The sequence below is a fragment of the Liquorilactobacillus sucicola DSM 21376 = JCM 15457 genome (assembly GCF_000612445.1).
GTDB classification, from domain to species: Bacteria; Bacillota; Bacilli; order Lactobacillales; family Lactobacillaceae; genus Liquorilactobacillus; species Liquorilactobacillus sucicola.
Genome location: NZ_BALC01000001.1, coordinates 540,188 through 556,032, shown reverse-complemented (window position 1 = coordinate 556,032; position 15,845 = coordinate 540,188). Strand labels below are relative to the sequence as shown.

Here is a 15,845-nt window from a genome sequence, read left to right as displayed (position 1 = left end):
ATAGGGGGGAATATATTATGAAGCTTGAAAAAATGTCTGCTGCGGATTATGAAAAATACATTGTCGGCACCATTAAAGAATATGCATTAGAAAAAGAACAGGCTGGGGCTTGGAATGCTAAAGATGCGTTACAATTAGCGGAAGAAGAATACCAACGCTTACTGCCATTTGGCTTGGAAACAAAAGAAAACTATTTTTATACTTTTAATAATGAAGGCAAGACGATTGGCTACCTGTGGTTTGCTAAAAGTAAATCTCAAGCAGAGGATGCCTTTATCTATGATTTCGCAATTGATCCAGAATTTCAAAATAAGGGATTTGGGACTCAAGCAATGGGTAAGATTTTTATAGAAGCCCATCGTTTAGGCTTTAAAAATTTAAGTCTGCACGTTTTTGGCAGTAATCAACGGGCGGTTCATGTTTATCATAAGCTGGGTTTTATCACAACTGATCTCACTATGCGTCGTGAATTATAAGCGCTAAAAGACAAGTGGATTTGGATCAGCAATATTATGAGTAAAATCGGAATTAATAAACTGACTATTTTATTTAAATTTATATATTCAAGGAGAAAATATGCACTATACAAACACTGAGAGCTATTGGAAAAAATTTGCTACGGCTCACAACTTAACAAGTTCTGCCTATTCGGCTTGGAGTTTTGGTTATAATGAAAAAGAGGCAGATGAGCTAGCAGCACTTGTTGCCAAGGGCAAAAAAACTGCAACTACATCAGCTTACGAATTATATAATAAAGGTGAAGAACTTCCACAGGTAGGAGAATACAATATAATTTTGAATGGTCATGGTGAGCCATGTTGCATAACGCAAACAAAGGTTGTGGAGATCATTAAATTTGACTTAGTCTCTCAAGAGCATGCTTATCATGAAGGAGAAGGAGATCGCAGTCTTCAATACTGGCGCGAAGCACATGTCGACTTTTTTAAACGAGAATACGCCACAGCTGGCAAGCTGTTTACTGAAAAAATTCCCTGTGTTTGCGAAGTCTTTGAAGTTGTCGATATACCAGAATAATTAATTTTGGGTTAAAGACGAGATAGCGCTTAGAAACTACTTTTAAATTGACCCTCAAAAGTTAGACCAGTGAGCTAACTTCTGAGGGTCAATATTTTTGGGCAAACAATGGACACAGCTATTACTGAGGGTGTTCATATCTGTTTTGCAAGAGCGCTTAGATAATCTGTGCGTTGTTTTACTGATTTTGAACCAATACGTCCAAAATTTTGCCAAGAAGTGTTTTTAATTCCGAGTTGTTTAAGTGTTGTTTTAACGAAAGATCTGCTGACAGCATTCCCGCAAAAGAGTCGTAGATACCATGTGGGCGAAGTAGAGGTAGTCAAGACTTTTGCAGTTTTTATATTTGTCAACTGCCCTGAAATACCAGTTCTGGTGGGGGAATAAGCGAAATTTTTTTTCATTGTTTTATCAATGAATCCTTTCAGCATCCCCGGCAGATCATTCCACCAAACCGGTGTTATAAAGATAAGACGGTCCGCTTTTTTTAGCATTTTCTGATAACGTGAAACAAGTGGATCAAGTGTTTTTCCTGTATTGAAAAGAGCGAGTTCAGCCGACGTATAGACAGGTATGAAGTTTTCTGCGTACAGATCAATTATCTGAAAAGCAACATTTTTTCTTTGTAATCCAGTTATAACGGCATTCAAAATGGCGTGATTGAAGCTTCCATCATAAGGATGACAATATATGACAAGTGTTTGTTCCATGGTTGCTACATTCCTTTCTTGAGTAGAAGGCTATTTAATGTGTCTGCTAAAAGTTCTGTATCGAATTGGGTTACACCGTTGCGGACTAATAGCATGTAACCTTGCAAAAATGACCAAACTTGGATAAACGTTGTGGTAGGGTCTAAATCGAGTGTTTCACGATCGATTATTTCGATTATCAATTGGTGAACAGTTTTTAAAAGTGGAAATGTATCTTGTATTTTTTCATTTTTGGCGTAAATTGATTGAGCAACTGGATTAAAAAACAAAAAATCGACAAGATTCTTTTTTTCGCTAAAAAGAGTAAAAATATTTTCACCCAGAAATAAAAGCTCCTTGCGCGGTGAGATTGAGTGAATGTTTTTTTGTCCAACCCCCGAAGTGAGAGTTGCTGATAGTTTTAGCATTAATACCATAAATAAATCATTCTTATTAGCAAAGTGTCGATAAAAGGCACCGGTGGTAAGACCACAATTGCTTGCAAGTTTACGCAAAGACAAATTTTCAAAACCTTGTTGCTCAATCTCTTCAAGTGCCGTATCTATAATTTTTAGTTTGGTTTGCTGTTTTTCAGACAAAATAAACGCTCCTTTCCACACATGATAACAGTGTTATCATAATTTATCAAGGACCAACATAGAATAATGCTATACTAAAACGTTAGTAGTATAATTCGCTGTTATCAAAAAGTATTATTGGCACATGCCGCGGTAACACGAAATTTGTACTTCACTTTCAAGTAGTGCAAGTTAATTCAATCTGAAGTAATTATATGTTGATAAGGGGGACACTTATGAAAAAGCTTATTTTGTTGCGTGGGAATTCTGGATCAGGTAAAACAACAACCGCAAAAGCTATAAAAGAGTTGCTTTCACCTAATGCTTTTTTAGTGAGTCAGGATGTTTTAAGAAAACAAATGCTTTCTGAACCCGACTGCAAAGAAAACAAATCCATTTCCTTAATAAAAAGCAATATTGAATGGGGCATAAGCAATGTGGACTATATCATTCTTGAGGGGATACTCAAAAAAAGTGTCTATCGCAGTTTATTAATGACATTTAAGAGGAGATATACCCATGAGATGCTTATTTTTTATTTTAACATCTCTTTTAACGAGACTCTTAGAAGAAATCAACTGAAAGACGCTCCTTTTTCAGAAGAAGCATTGCTGCAATGGTGGCAAGACAAAGATTTATTAGGAAATGAAGATTATGTATTCACGGATCAAGAAAAATTGGAGCAGCGTTTGGTAATAATTAAAAAACATTTAGAATAAATTAAATTTATGGAGAAAAATTAAAATGTTACACATTGGATATTATTCAGCCTCGACACCAATTACGGCAATTTCACCGCTTAGATTTAAACGTGCCACAAGTTATTTAGAAAAAAAGGGCATCCAACTACTTGCAGGTTGTCTGATGGGCAAACAGGATTTTTATCGTTCAGGTTCAATTTTAGATCGAGCAGCAGAAAAAGATGCTGCTACCGTTGAAAAAAATTTGCTATGTTGAAAAATGCAGGGGTTTTTGATATCGTTAAGGGAATCATTTTGGGTAAGCATGCGCTTTTTGATGATTGTGGTAGCACTCGAACACCTTTGGAGATCTTATCTGAAATATTGAATGGTCAAGATCTACCCATCGTTTATAATTATGACTGCTGTCACACCGTTCCTATGCTAACAACACCTTTTAGGTGCTCAGGCGGAATTCGACCTTGTCTCTCAAACGGTTAATTTTTCTGATTATTGAGTAAATCAGTGCCTTTAATTTAGCGGTTGATAGCAAGTAGCCGATCAAAAATAGACATGCTATACATATAATTAAAATAAGGGACATTCTTCGACAAATAGCACTTAAAATGATTACAATATGCTTAAGAATGGAACTAAATTCTAACAAGAGCGAATTAAGTGATTCAAATAAATTATAATCAAGTAATTAGTATTTACTTTAATCGAAGGGACTGAATATATGAAGTTAACAACGTGGTGGACTATCAGCATCATATGGTTGCTATTCTTTGTGCTTGCAACGGTTTTTGTTGTTCTACTGGGAACAGCTGCAGACTTTAGGTTAATGTCTTTTATTGCACTCAGTATTATCTTTATAATTATTTTACTACTGCAATTGTTTTTGCTTTTTTTTGTAAAAAAAATAATTTTTGAAGGAAGATTAAAATATGCGTTTATGGCATCAACAACTCATCCCATTGCTTCCAAGACAGCAACTTCTTGGTCAGCATCGCGAAATAGCTGCGTTGCGTGGTAATGGTTGGGGCCGGCCGCATGCAACGGTCAACTATGTTTTTAGGCATTCACCTTACAAACTATTTCAATTTCATTTGCTTGTGTTAGAAGAAATGGAAAAACGGGGATATCATCCTGCTGCCAACTGGAGGTCTCCGACTTATCGCGGCTTGCATTGCGCACCTTACACGGAAATAGCCGCAATTGAGTTGAGCAATCCTATTTATCCAGAACATGATGCTGCATATCTGCGTGAATGTCTGCAGAATTTAAAAACTAAGGGAGTCGTGTTTGCAAATAGCGTTCTGCAAAGTGATAATAGTTAATGACCATTATTGAAGTAACACTAGTCAAATTTAAGTATCAGACGATTGTATTAGGAGGAAGAAATGAGAAACTACGATTCTAAAGAAGAATTACTTACAGCTATTAATCAAAGCTATAACAAATTCATTCAGGAATTCACAGAGATTCCAGAAAGTCTGAAAGATAAGCGGATAGATTCTGTAGATAAGACCCCAGCGGAAATGCTGTCTTATCAAATCGGGTGGGTTAGTCTCGTGTTATCTTGGGATGAAAAAGAACGTGCCGGACTTGATGTGCAGACACCAACACCAGAATATAAATGGAATGAGTTGGGAAAACTTTACCAAGACTTTTACCGCCAGTATGAGCATTTGACATTAAAAGAACAAATTACAAAATTAAATGGGTTAGTTACGCAATTCTGCGCTTGGATTGAAGGTTTAGATAACCAAGTGTTATTTGAGCCAGGGCAAAAAAAGTGGGCGACGACAAAAGCAATGTGGCCGGTTTGGAAATGGGTTCATATTAATTCAGTCGCACCTTTTACGAATTTCAGACCCAAGATTCGTAAGTGGAAAAAGAATGTTTTACAGTAGTTTGCTCTAAGAATTCGAGACACATAAGCTTATGTCATTCATTTTAAAAAAAACAGGGTATTTTAATGATATAGCAGTTGTAACTAATTGATTCTTAAAGCATAAAGCAATTTTGAATAATTGTTTTTTTGGTGTCCTCTATCTTTATTGGGGGCACTTTTTTATAATCGTGTAGTCTCCTATTTCAACTGAAAAGAAAGCGATTTTTTCTAAAAAACGCCAAAAGAGAATTTTTTAAACAAAACTTAATGAATCTGTCTAACCAAAAAAATGGCAGAAATAGTGTAAGAAAAAGATAGCTGAAGATATACATTTCGTATGGCGTTTTATGCTTTTTAGAATTATCATTAACCGTTTAATTAGTTATCTGAGCGACGGGAGAAGTCAAAGTGCAATTGCCAGTTGTTCTGATAGTCTATAATAATCTTCTGTTACTTGATGAGCTGGCGAAGTTTCTTGATGCAGTGCGATGTAGGCCTGGAAGGGATTTAAATGAACTATTTTGCTTATTGCTGATTACACTTTTGCATAGCAAAATGTAGCGTAAACATGTCGCTCTAAAATACTTTGGTTTCCTTACAACCAAGGATTGGTCGGTTCTGTTGTCGCTACTGCATCTTAAAATTGTGAATTACTAGAGTGTAAACGAATAGGCTTAAACTTGCGCAGCAAAAGAGTTTTAGCATAAATAATCAACTTGACTTTAATCTCTTTTTTCAATAACATGAAAAAAGATTAAAGTGAATTAATTTATAAAAAGTTGGAAGCAATCAATAATTGCGGGCTTTTTGTAGAGACATTTGGTCACTAATCAATATGCCGAATAATGGGTAAATAAATTATTTATCTAGGGGCAGATATTATAAAGGAGAAGTAGATTATGAGTGACATTTTAACTGTTGAAAAACTTAATAAGTCTTTTGGCAAAAAAAAAGTGTTAAAAGATGTTTCTTTTAACGTTCAAGCAGGAAAAATTGTGGGTTTGGTAGGGCCTAACGGCGCTGGTAAGACAACTATCATGAAAGCAATTTTGGGTTTGTTTGAATTTCAAAGTGGAAAGATTGTAATTAACGGCAGAGAAGTTTCGAGCGTCAACCATCAAGCTTTAAGCGAGGTGGGGGCCTTATCGAATATCCAGGGATTTATCCTTTTTTAACAGGAATGCAGCATTTGGAACTATTTGCTGATAATGAAACTACCAGAAAAGAAGATATTCAAAATATCATAGAGAAATTAAATATTGGATCATACATTAACCGCAAGGCTAAGGCATACTCATTGGGAATGAAGCAAAAACTGGGCATAGCTTTGGCACTTTTGAACAAACCGAAATTTGTGATTCTTGACGAACCCATGAATGGTCTTGACCCTAAGGCGACGAAAGAACTTCGAAACCTAATTCTTGAATTAGCCAAAGAAGGAACTACTTTTTTAATCTCAAGTCATATTCTCAGTGAGTTGGAGAAGCTGGTTGATGAAATTGTTGTTATCGATAATGGAAAAATAGTTAAGCAAACCAGCATGGAAGCCCTGAGCGATTCAAATGGCAATTATTTAGTCTTAACTACTTCCGATGATGAAAAAGCACGTAAAGTGTTTGCAACTGAAGGAATCAAATTAGAAAAGGCTGATCAGATAAAAATCAGAAAAACTAGTGATAATCAGTTGACAGGTCTTATTCAACTGTTGAGCAGTCATCAGATCGATATTGTTGATGTTCAGCATGAACACAATGATTTAGAAACATCATTGTTGGATCTTTTGGATAACGATCAGGTAAAGGAGTAGAAAAATGGTAACATTAATAAGACAAGAAATATTTAAACTTACACACAAAAAAAGTACTCTTATCGGGACAATTGCACTGCTAGTATTAATGACAATTTTCGCTGTCTTCAGCAGGATGCAACCTAGTTTCTCGGACCCTGAGGGTAATTTTATTGCTGCATATGGTGGTATCTCATGGGTTGTATTTTTCATGATTGCCGCTTGCAGCACAATTATAGCAATGGAATTTCAATATGGAACAGTTAAGGAACTGCTTTACCGCAAGTACTATCGCGGTCAAGTGTTGGCAAGCAAGTGGATCACAATGTTTCTCTACTCATTGTACTTCTATGTACTGTCATTTGTTTTTTCCGTTATTTTGAAAGTTATCTTTTTTAACTCGAAATTCAGTTTCACTGATGTTTATACAAATGGTGAATCTGTGATGCATGTAACCTTGGTGACCTATGTAGGTAACTTTATCGGTTTATGGCTCTTGTTAAGTTTAGTTTTGTTGCTGGCAAATATTTTCAAAAGTTCAGCAGCTGCAATTTCAGTTGGGATTGTTGGCTATTTTGCAACCAACATTGTTTCAAGTTTGATGTTTATGTTAATTCACAAGTGGGAGTGGCTTAAATGGAATCCACTGAACATGCTGAATCTCTCAAGTCAATTGGGCAACTCAACAGTAATTGGGACTTTGACACGTTTGTCAAACACTGAGCTGGTTTGGGGTAACCTGATTTACACAGCTATATTCCTATTCCTAGGATACCTAGTTTTCCGCAAACGTAATGTTTAAGTGAAAAATGTTCGGATGTGGATCCTTACCGTCGGACAGTATACTTGCGCGCCAACATGAAATGACAAACGGAGTGCAGACTTTTCTGTGAGTAATTTGAAGTTATGCAAAACATTTTGACTTACGAAATAAAAAGAGGAATTGGATTAAGAATTAAATCTTAATCTAATCCCTCTTTTTGCGCATTATCAAGTTAATAAACAGGATGTTCTTTGCGCTCATTTACTTAAAACGGAGCTTAATCAAAAAATAAAGAGATAGACTTATAACTACCAAACTGTTATCAGAAATAGGTAGCCAGCACTTAGCAACACACAGATGCTGAGAAGATGACAATGCTGGGGTTAAATATTTGAAGGCACTTGACAACTTACAGTCAATGCTCAAAGTCTATTATTAGAATTTTTTCCTGAGAGTTTTGTACCCTTAATCAGTAGTGCTGTTCCGCGATGCTAAATGGGCATAGTGTTTATACAAGGCAGTAAATTTTCCTTTGTTGTTTTCTTCCCAAGGTTTTTCTTTCCCACAAAAGTGGAGAAAAACAGTGTTTTTTATTATCCAATTAAGATCCCATGTCCCATTACTGAGCATCTCGTAAGTTAAACTTTTACGAGCGTCAAAATTGTAAATTTGATCGGGAATTGGATAAATCTGACTACCATATAGAGAGTTTAAAATGTCCTGATCAGGCAGAAGAAGGGTACTTCGTTTCTTGTAAATGAATCTATAAATGTCTCTGCGTTTAATCTGTTTTCGGGTACGAGCTACATTAATTAACAGAACACCGGAATTATAATACTGCTCCACCTCATAGTTTTGCAGCCGTACTTTATTGACAACGGTTGTTAGATTTGTTAATTGAGAATGGCTCGCAGCCGCATATAAGTAATGTTTGATTTCTAAGGCATAGAGCGGTGAAATATCGTTAATGCATAATATGTCTGCATCTAAATATAGAATTTTTTGAACATCTTCTGGAAGATAGTCTTGGGCTAAAAGTCTATAATAAATCGTTTCTGGGTAGCGCTTACTAATAGGGGCATGTTTAAACCCGTTAGAGCCAATAATAAGCGGTTCATAGCGCATATTTAAGGTAGCGCAAAACTTTCTAAAGGCATTATCCCAATCAAACTTCTGTTTTTGCAGTACAAAAACACGAAAAAAGGTGTGGGGTGTGTTAACTCTGATTGAGAATAATGTTGTTTTTAATTGTTCAAAAAAATTATTATCAATTGAAAATAACAGGTTGATCGTTTCCAAAAAGTACTCTTCCTTCTTAAGTTAAATAGTAAGTGCTGATATATATTATGATTAGGCGAAACAAGGAAAAATATTCCCTCTCGATTATTCTAGCATAATAGGTGAGATAGTTGGTAGACATACGTGATTTTATGTGAATGAGCACAAAAAAGTAGTTTGTTAACCAATTTTTTGACTACTTATCCTTAAATTGAAACCAATTAGCACTTCAGCAATAAAAAACAAAATAAATCTGTATACTTAATAGTGAACTAAGTACGGGAGGAGGGATGAACAAATGCGCGTGAATTTTTACATTGATCCAAAGCATGAAGAACATGTTGATTTTTTCTTGAAAAGAATTGAACCTTGGCATCAGGAAGTAGCTATTAACTTGCAACAGGAAGTAACATTTATATGGGGCTACAAAGAAAAAATGGCGGCACCCTTAAGCTTAAAAAGAATAATTCATTTTTACACAGAGAATAAGCATGTCTATTGTAGTTCTGATCAAGGCAATTTCAAGGTTAAGGAGCGGATTTATCAATTGGTTAAAGAATTGCCTGAACAATTCATTCAAGTTTCTAGTAGTGAAATAGTCAACTTCAACTATGTGGATCACCTTGAAATGAATGTAACGGGAACAATTTTAATACGTTTAGTTAACCAAGAAACTGCATTGGTTTCACGACGCTTCATAAAAGGTTTAAAAAGGAGGTTAAAGCTATAATGAAGGCAAAGGTTTTAAAAAATATGTTGTTTGGAATTTCAGTTAGTATCACAATCGGTTTGTTTATTTCGCTTGCTTTTTCATATATCTATGGACTTGAGAATTACGCACCCTCTGCCCCACGATTTACAGAGATGTTTAAAAAACCGTTAAATGCGTTATTAGCTTCAATCATATTGTGGGCATTGATGGGAATTTTATTTTCGCAGTCGTCCATGATTTTTGAGAAAGAAAAGTGGAGTATCACACGTCGAACGCTAACTCATTTTTTTGTCACTTTTTTTGGGTTTACGCCTTTAGCAGTTTTGTGTGGATGGTTTCCGCTTAAATGGGAAATGTTCATTTTTTTCACGATTATTTTTCTTGTCGTTTATATGACAATGTGGTTAGTCAGTATGATAAGCGCTCGCAACGATATTAAGAAAATCAACAACAAGCTTAAAAAGAGGTGATTCTTGAACAACTTGCTAAACCTGTATGATATACTGAGACAAGATAGTAAAAACACTGTCTGGTTGGTAGTCCAGACGCTGGTTGGATTTCTAAAGACCAGTCAGTAACCTGCCTCCTTGGTTGTCCTTCTGTCTTCAATTAAAAAGGAGGGACAACTTTTTATGATAATCATAAAGGGAAGTTTGACAGTTGTTTATGATCCGCCATTCTATAAAGGAATTTTTGAGGAAGAGACACAGTATTCTTATCGGGTCGCGCAGATTAATTTTGGAACTGCTTTACCAAAAACAAGGCTTATTTATCTGTATGTGACAGAGCACTATGCAGACTTAGTGTTTTATGAGCAGCGGCAAAACATCGGTTTTATTTTGCAACATAAAAATCCTAAAAGGCTACAGCGCTTAGCACGGAAAAGTGTAAAAACTGACTTCAAGGGTACAAAAGCACAGCAAGCACTTCAACGACAGCAGCAAAATCGTAAGAAAAGAAGTAAGAAACAGCTTGCCGTTATAAACAAAAATAACGAACTGCTTCAGTATAAAAAGAAAAAGGCTAAGAGGCTGCAAAAACATAAAGGTCACTGAAATTAGTAAGCTTAAATTAGATTGTGCCAAGTGGTGTGTAGACATAGTCTGACCTTGCTTGTATTGTAGGTAAGTGTACCGAGACGATAAAACATGCTAGTGCATAACACGCGATTAGGCCAAACTCTTTTTCTGAACTCTAACTTAAATCCATAAGTAGCGAAGGATTGTCGGCAAAACAAACTTAAGCCGCAATCCTTTTTGAAATTATTGGGAGTGAAACGATGAAGAATTACATTTTTGATTTTGATGGAACATTAGCGAATTCCGGTAAGGCAGCAATTTTAGCAACACAGGCAGCATTTAAAGATTTTGCACTATCACTTCCAGCAGATGAGGATGTCCGATATTATATGGGCGTTCCAATCGAAGTTTCGTTTAAAAAAATGGGAGCTGGGGAATTTACAGAAGAACAATTCACCGCACTGATCAGTTCTTTTCGAATGCATTATAAAGCATTTGAAACAGATAATCTGATTATGTTCCCGAAAATAGAATATGTGCTGCAAAAATTATTTTCTACAAACAAAAAACTGTTCATTCTTTCAAGCAAGCATTCCGCAGCACTGAATCGTAATTTGAAACAATTAAATATTCTACAGTACTTTCAGGCAGTTTGTGGTTCAGATCAGGTAAAAAGCTATAAACCAGCTCCTGACGGGGTATTACATATTTTAGAACGTTATAATTTGCAAAAAAATGAAACGATTATGATCGGTGATGCAATATATGATTTACAGATGGGAAGAGCAGCCGGAGTGTCAACTTGCGGCGTAACTTGGGGGCACATGCTAGCTCATTACTCAAAAAAGAGCAGCCTAGCTTCCTAGTCAATAAGGCCGCGGAGCTATTGCGGATATAGCTGACTGTCGTCGTCGACTAATCTATGAATGAAAGACCACATACATTCAAAGGGCTGATACTGCTAGAAGGTCTATCACGAATGAGTTGATATTATGCAAAGAGATAGGGGGAAGTTAAAAAATGCTTGGGGAAGCTTTAGTCGTCATAGATTTGCAGAATGGTGTATGTCACAAAAATAACGAGGATATTTATAATTTTGCTAATATAATTGCAAAAGTAGCAGCAAGGATTAAAAGATACGCTGCACAAGGTAAGCCGGTTGTCATTGTGCAGCACGAAGACGAAGATCTGGTGAAGGGCTCAATTGCATGGCAGCTCGTTCCGGAGCTGGAGCTGCCTGATAAAGTTTATTTCACAAATAAAAAGCACGCTAACGGTTTTTTTCATACCAACCTAAACGACTTGCTAATAAAACTGAAGATCAGTCAATTGGAACTCTGCGGAGCTCAGACCGAATACTGTGTTGATGCGACAACAAAATTCGCTCATGGTTTGGGATATAAATTATTGATGTCACATGGTTTAACAACAACATGGGATAATCAGTTCATGAATGCACAGCAAACAATTGATTTTTATGAAAATATATGGAAGACTCGCTTTGTCAGCTTTATTGATTAAGTAAGGCAGTACAAGATCGGTAAGTGTCGAGGTGGGCGAAGAATTCTGGCTTATGGAACACGTTTATACGGAATAAATAGAAGAGTTAGGACATTTGACCCAGTTATTTATCTAAAGTTGTTGAGGGGGAGTACGCAAACGTGAATGAACTTCATTTCAAACAAATCAACCACTTAACTGAAAAACATTATCAACTATTGTTAGACGCTGATCCTTCACGTAAGATAATTGAATCTTATGTGGATAGAAGTACTTGTCTTATAGCTGAGAAAAATGGGGAATTAGTAGGGATAATTCTATTGTTGCCGACAAGACCCGAAACAATTGAAATTGTGAATATTGCGGTCGTACGAAAAAAACGCCGTCAAGGCATAGGACAAGAATTGTTGCAGTACGCGCAAGAATGGGCAAAAGCGAGACGATACGCAGTGCTTGAGATTGGCACTGGCAGTACCAGCTTTGGCCAGTTATACCTCTACCAGAAGAATGGTTTTAGAATTTACGGTGTAGACATTGGCTTCTTTGAAAGGCATTATACTGAACCGATTTTTGAAAATAAACTAAGATTAAAAGATATGCTGCGGCTGCGGCTGCGGCTGTATCTTTAAAGTAAAACTAAATTTATAATATTATTACGGAGGAGGTAAATTTACTTGTCACGAAATTGCCAACTTATATTTCACCCTCAAGTAGCATCGAAAAAACCCGAAAACATGGTACATACTGGTAACGACTGTCCTTTCTGCGAAAGAAAGCAATTGACCGGTATTCTCGCTGAAGAAGCGGATCGGGTCTGGTTGGTAAATAAGTACAGAACACTAGAGGACACATATCAAACTGTTGTTATTGAAGCAGCAGAGCATGATGGTGATATTTCGATATACACACGCCAGAAAAACAGAGCTGTCTTTAGATTTGCTTTGCGGGCTTGGAGACAAACTATTAATACAGGAAAATATAAAAGTGTTTTAATGTATAAAAACTTTGGCCCGTACTCAGGTGGAAGTCTGCGTCACCCGCACATGCAGATCGTGGGGTTAGATAAAATAGATGCTTATGAGAGCATTCCTGCAGAAAGCTTTTCAGGAACAGCGTTTTATGTAAAAAATGGCTTAAAGGTAAATATTTCAGATTATCCGATTGTTGGCTTCACGGAATTCAATATTCTTTTAAATGACATTGAAAAAATTGATTCATTTGCTGATGCAGTTCAAATAGTTGCTAGTTACGTCCTAAACGAGTATTTCGGTGGGAAATGTACGTCATATAACCTTTTCTTTTATCATGTTAATAACCAAATAGTTGCTAAGCTTGTTCCAAGATTTGTTGTTTCACCTTACTTTATGGGATACAAGATTCCACAAGTTAATGATCATGAGCGTAACACACAAATTGGAAAAGAATTGGCAATTAAACTGCGCCATGAAATAAATAATTAATAACTTTAAAAACTTTTTCGACACATTGCTTTGAGCTGTTGTTGAAAAGTTTTTTTGTAGGTTTAAACAAATTAGATTAATTTAACTTATGTATTTTTTAAAAGTTTTACTGGTAGAATGAACTGAGTATAGATATCGAGGAGTTGAATTATTTGAAGTCAAGTAAGCTTGGTTTTGTAATCACACAACTTATTGTGTTAGTAAGTCTTTTACTGCTGACTGGATGTTCATCCCGCAATAAGGAAGAGCCCAAGAATGAGGGTGTTAAAGCACGTGAAAGTTTAAAGTCAAAGAAACTCAATGTTGACAAGGTTAAAGTAAAAAAAGACAGCCATCTAAAGTGGATTCACTACAAAGAAAAATGTCGCATTCCTATTTTAATGTATCACAGTATTTCGGCGGGAAATGCATTACGCGTTCCGCCAAAACAATTTGAAGAAGAGATGGCGTATTTGAAAGCAAATCAGTATTATACATTATCGACTGATGAGGCAATCAAGGCTTTTGAAACAAATTCTTTGCCGCAAAAAAAGGTCGTATGGATAACATTAGATGATGCTTATAAGGACAATTATACAGCTGCTTTCCCGATACTAAAAAAATATCATTTACATGCTACTATTAACTACATAACCAGCTTTAGCCAAAAACCTAATCATCTTACGCTCAGTGAGGCAAAAACGATGCAACACAGTGGCCTAGTAGATTTTCAAAGTCATACGGTGCAGCATTTGGATTTAAATGCTCTTTCAACTGATGTGCAAAAGCAGGAGTTAGCAAATTCTAAAAAATACCTTGATGATAACTTGAAGCAGAACACACGCATGATCTGTTATCCAGCGGGGCGTTATAACCAAACAACAATAAGATTAGCTAACCACCTCGGGTATAAGATTGGCCTAACTACAAATGAAGGTCTGGCATGTGTTGATCAAGGATGGTATTCTTTGGCACGTGTTCGCATCGCACCAGGGATTGACCGTCAGACGTTCATGCAACTGTTACAAAATGGTTATTAAAACTTGCCTAACTGTAAGTAATCATCTAATTAGCGGAGAAGATAAAATCGCAGTAACACTCAGTGTGTTTGACAAAATAATGGATTGTTGTTATATTTGATGCTGTTATGTGATGAGTACATTTTGATTCTTCTCAAGAGAGCTGAAGTTAGCTGTAATTCAGCGAAGAGTCACTATGGAATATGGTCCCATGTATACAGAGAAAACGAGCAGAGTTGTGTAAGTTTTTTCCAGGTGCGCCTGTTAAAGCGTAGGGTATTATTATTCAATGTTTGCTCTGATGCAAATAAACTTATTTCTGAATAGAAGATACCCATTGAGTGCTGATTGGTAACGGTCGGCAAAATTATCGGGTGGTAACACGACAATTCGTCCCGCAGTCCTTTTCTGGTGGCTGTGGGTTTTTTTTGCCAAAAAACTTGGTAGTGCGCTAAAGGGAAGGATCGATTGAATGCTTTTCACGGAATATAAAACGGAGGGAATGGTTAAAATTGAAAAAGAATAGAATCATACTGACACTAGTTGGAATAGTCATTGTTGTAGTAGGAATTATTACACTTACTGTGCGCAATAGCAGCAACAAAAGAAACAGTTCGAATACAATCACAATCGGATCAATTGGCTCTGATGTGCAGATCTGGAAACATATAGCTGACTTGCCTGAAACAAAAAAAGAGCATTTGAATATCAAAGTAAAGTCGTTTACGGATGGTATTTCTTTAAACACTGCAACAGCCGAAGGCAAGATCGATGTTAATGCTTTTCAGTCTTATGCTTACTATGTAGCCTTCAATAAAAGCAGCAAGGTGGGTAAGATAACAGCTCTTGGTACAACGTATCTGGAACCAATGGGGATTTACTCAAATAGGTACAAAAAAGTGCACGAAATTCCCAACGGTTCAACAATTGCACTCGCAGACAATCCAGCCAATACTGCTCGCGGACTTAAACTGCTTGAAAGGGCTGGACTAATTAAATTAAAAGCTGATTTTGGGAGTCTTTCGGGAACGAGCGCAATCGCGGACAATCCCCATCATTTCAAATTCAAGGAGATTGATGATACAACTGGGCCAAGAATTATGAAAGATAATTCAATTGCGGCTGTTTTGATTGGAAACACAATCGCGCTTGAAGGAAAATTAAACGTTTTAAAAGATTCGATCTTTCACGAACAGGTTAATCAATCAACTAAAGAAAATATAAATATTTTAGCAACAGCTAGTAAGAATAAAAATGATCAGAATTTAAAAAAATTGGTAAAAATATATCATAGCGACAGTGTTCAAAAATATATTAAAAAAGAATTTGGTGGCACGAAAATTGATGTTCAAAAACCGCTCTCTTATTTTGAAAACTAATGTTTAAAGCTTGGAGCAGTTGGTGTATTTTAAATATTGCATAGCTCTGGTGGAAGCTAACCAATCGGATG

The 15,845-nt window shown here is 36.2% G+C and carries 20 protein-coding genes and 1 pseudogene; 18 read left to right on the top strand and 3 right to left on the bottom strand.

Annotation, left to right across the window (positions count from 1 at the left end):
- The first annotated feature begins 17 nt into the window (after nucleotides 1-17).
- Together JCM15457_RS02815 and JCM15457_RS02810 are read left to right on the top strand one after the other, a co-directional pair.
- On the top strand, nucleotides 18-476 hold the full coding sequence (locus JCM15457_RS02815; RefSeq protein ID WP_051993251.1) for a GNAT family N-acetyltransferase: 459 nt from the start codon (nucleotides 18-20) through the stop codon (nucleotides 474-476).
- A 100-nt stretch (nucleotides 477-576) separates the two neighbouring features.
- The gene (locus tag JCM15457_RS02810; protein WP_034987244.1) at nucleotides 577-1,035 is read left to right on the top strand and encodes an ASCH domain-containing protein; all 459 of its coding nucleotides are present in this window, start codon (nucleotides 577-579) and stop codon (nucleotides 1,033-1,035) included.
- 134 nt (nucleotides 1,036-1,169) lie between these two features.
- Here the strand turns inward: JCM15457_RS02810 and JCM15457_RS02805 are convergent, their stop codons facing one another.
- Both JCM15457_RS02805 and JCM15457_RS02800 read right to left on the bottom strand, forming a co-directional pair.
- The gene (locus JCM15457_RS02805; RefSeq protein ID WP_034987242.1) at nucleotides 1,170-1,745 is read right to left on the bottom strand and encodes an NAD(P)H-dependent oxidoreductase; all 576 of its coding nucleotides are present in this window, start codon (nucleotides 1,743-1,745) and stop codon (nucleotides 1,170-1,172) included.
- A 5-nt stretch (nucleotides 1,746-1,750) separates the two neighbouring features.
- Entirely contained in the window at nucleotides 1,751-2,323 is a 573-nt protein-coding gene (locus JCM15457_RS02800) for a TetR/AcrR family transcriptional regulator (protein WP_051993250.1), read from the bottom strand.
- Between the two features lie 215 nt (nucleotides 2,324-2,538).
- Here JCM15457_RS02800 and JCM15457_RS02795 point away from each other — a divergent pair, with 215 nt between their 5' ends.
- From JCM15457_RS02795 to JCM15457_RS02770, 7 genes and pseudogenes are all read left to right on the top strand, one after another.
- The gene (locus JCM15457_RS02795; RefSeq protein ID WP_034987239.1) at nucleotides 2,539-3,021 is read left to right on the top strand and encodes an AAA family ATPase; all 483 of its coding nucleotides are present in this window, start codon (nucleotides 2,539-2,541) and stop codon (nucleotides 3,019-3,021) included.
- A gap of 25 nt (nucleotides 3,022-3,046) precedes the next feature.
- Complete coding sequence (locus JCM15457_RS12300) at nucleotides 3,047-3,259, top strand: hypothetical protein (RefSeq protein ID WP_051993249.1); 213 nt, start codon at nucleotides 3,047-3,049, stop codon at nucleotides 3,257-3,259.
- Nucleotides 3,253-3,483: a S66 peptidase family protein gene (locus tag JCM15457_RS12295; protein WP_235725519.1), complete on the top strand. Its 231-nt coding sequence runs from the start codon at nucleotides 3,253-3,255 to the stop codon at nucleotides 3,481-3,483. The genes JCM15457_RS12300 and JCM15457_RS12295 overlap by 7 nt, the downstream gene beginning before the upstream one ends.
- Nucleotides 3,484-3,929: 446 nt before the next feature.
- Entirely contained in the window at nucleotides 3,930-4,322 is a 393-nt protein-coding gene (locus JCM15457_RS02785) for a TIGR02328 family protein (protein ID WP_034987236.1), read from the top strand.
- A gap of 63 nt (nucleotides 4,323-4,385) precedes the next feature.
- Nucleotides 4,386-4,898, top strand: a complete 513-nt coding sequence (locus JCM15457_RS02780) for a ClbS/DfsB family four-helix bundle protein (protein ID WP_034987234.1) — start codon at nucleotides 4,386-4,388, stop codon at nucleotides 4,896-4,898.
- Nucleotides 4,899-5,778: 880 nt separating this feature from the next.
- Nucleotides 5,779-6,686 (top strand): annotated as a pseudogene (locus JCM15457_RS02775) (ABC transporter ATP-binding protein).
- A 4-nt stretch (nucleotides 6,687-6,690) separates the two neighbouring features.
- The gene (locus JCM15457_RS02770) at nucleotides 6,691-7,467 is read left to right on the top strand and encodes a DUF2705 family protein (RefSeq protein ID WP_034987232.1); all 777 of its coding nucleotides are present in this window, start codon (nucleotides 6,691-6,693) and stop codon (nucleotides 7,465-7,467) included.
- 426 nt (nucleotides 7,468-7,893) lie between these two features.
- Here the strand turns inward: JCM15457_RS02770 and JCM15457_RS02765 are convergent, their stop codons facing one another.
- A complete protein-coding gene (locus JCM15457_RS02765; RefSeq protein ID WP_034987560.1) occupies nucleotides 7,894-8,718 on the bottom strand; it encodes a glycosyltransferase family 8 protein in 825 nt (274 codons plus the stop codon).
- A gap of 286 nt (nucleotides 8,719-9,004) precedes the next feature.
- Here JCM15457_RS02765 and JCM15457_RS02760 point away from each other — a divergent pair, with 286 nt between their 5' ends.
- The 9 genes from JCM15457_RS02760 to JCM15457_RS02720 all read left to right on the top strand — a co-directional run bounded on the left by JCM15457_RS02760 (nucleotide 9,005) and on the right by JCM15457_RS02720 (nucleotide 15,774).
- Complete coding sequence (locus tag JCM15457_RS02760; RefSeq protein ID WP_034987229.1) at nucleotides 9,005-9,436, top strand: LytTR family DNA-binding domain-containing protein; 432 nt, start codon at nucleotides 9,005-9,007, stop codon at nucleotides 9,434-9,436.
- Nucleotides 9,436-9,888: a DUF3021 domain-containing protein gene (locus JCM15457_RS02755; RefSeq protein WP_034987227.1), complete on the top strand. Its 453-nt coding sequence runs from the start codon at nucleotides 9,436-9,438 to the stop codon at nucleotides 9,886-9,888. Before JCM15457_RS02760 ends, JCM15457_RS02755 begins: the two co-directional genes overlap by 1 nt.
- A 162-nt stretch (nucleotides 9,889-10,050) precedes the next feature.
- On the top strand, nucleotides 10,051-10,473 hold the full coding sequence (locus tag JCM15457_RS02750; RefSeq protein ID WP_051993248.1) for a DUF2992 family protein: 423 nt from the start codon (nucleotides 10,051-10,053) through the stop codon (nucleotides 10,471-10,473).
- Between the two features lie 224 nt (nucleotides 10,474-10,697).
- Entirely contained in the window at nucleotides 10,698-11,303 is a 606-nt protein-coding gene (locus JCM15457_RS02745) for an HAD family hydrolase (RefSeq protein WP_235725517.1), read from the top strand.
- A 154-nt stretch (nucleotides 11,304-11,457) separates the two neighbouring features.
- Nucleotides 11,458-11,958: a cysteine hydrolase family protein gene (locus JCM15457_RS02740; protein ID WP_034987224.1), complete on the top strand. Its 501-nt coding sequence runs from the start codon at nucleotides 11,458-11,460 to the stop codon at nucleotides 11,956-11,958.
- A 140-nt stretch (nucleotides 11,959-12,098) separates the two neighbouring features.
- On the top strand, nucleotides 12,099-12,566 hold the full coding sequence (locus JCM15457_RS02735) for a GNAT family N-acetyltransferase (RefSeq protein WP_034987222.1): 468 nt from the start codon (nucleotides 12,099-12,101) through the stop codon (nucleotides 12,564-12,566).
- Nucleotides 12,567-12,611: 45 nt separating this feature from the next.
- A complete protein-coding gene (locus JCM15457_RS02730) occupies nucleotides 12,612-13,397 on the top strand; it encodes a DUF4931 domain-containing protein (protein ID WP_268870095.1) in 786 nt (261 codons plus the stop codon).
- A 152-nt stretch (nucleotides 13,398-13,549) separates the two neighbouring features.
- Nucleotides 13,550-14,416, top strand: a complete 867-nt coding sequence (locus tag JCM15457_RS02725; RefSeq protein ID WP_051993247.1) for a polysaccharide deacetylase family protein — start codon at nucleotides 13,550-13,552, stop codon at nucleotides 14,414-14,416.
- 491 nt (nucleotides 14,417-14,907) lie between these two features.
- Nucleotides 14,908-15,774, top strand: a complete 867-nt coding sequence (locus JCM15457_RS02720; RefSeq protein ID WP_034987219.1) for a MetQ/NlpA family ABC transporter substrate-binding protein — start codon at nucleotides 14,908-14,910, stop codon at nucleotides 15,772-15,774.
- The last annotated feature ends 71 nt before the right edge of the window (nucleotides 15,775-15,845 follow it).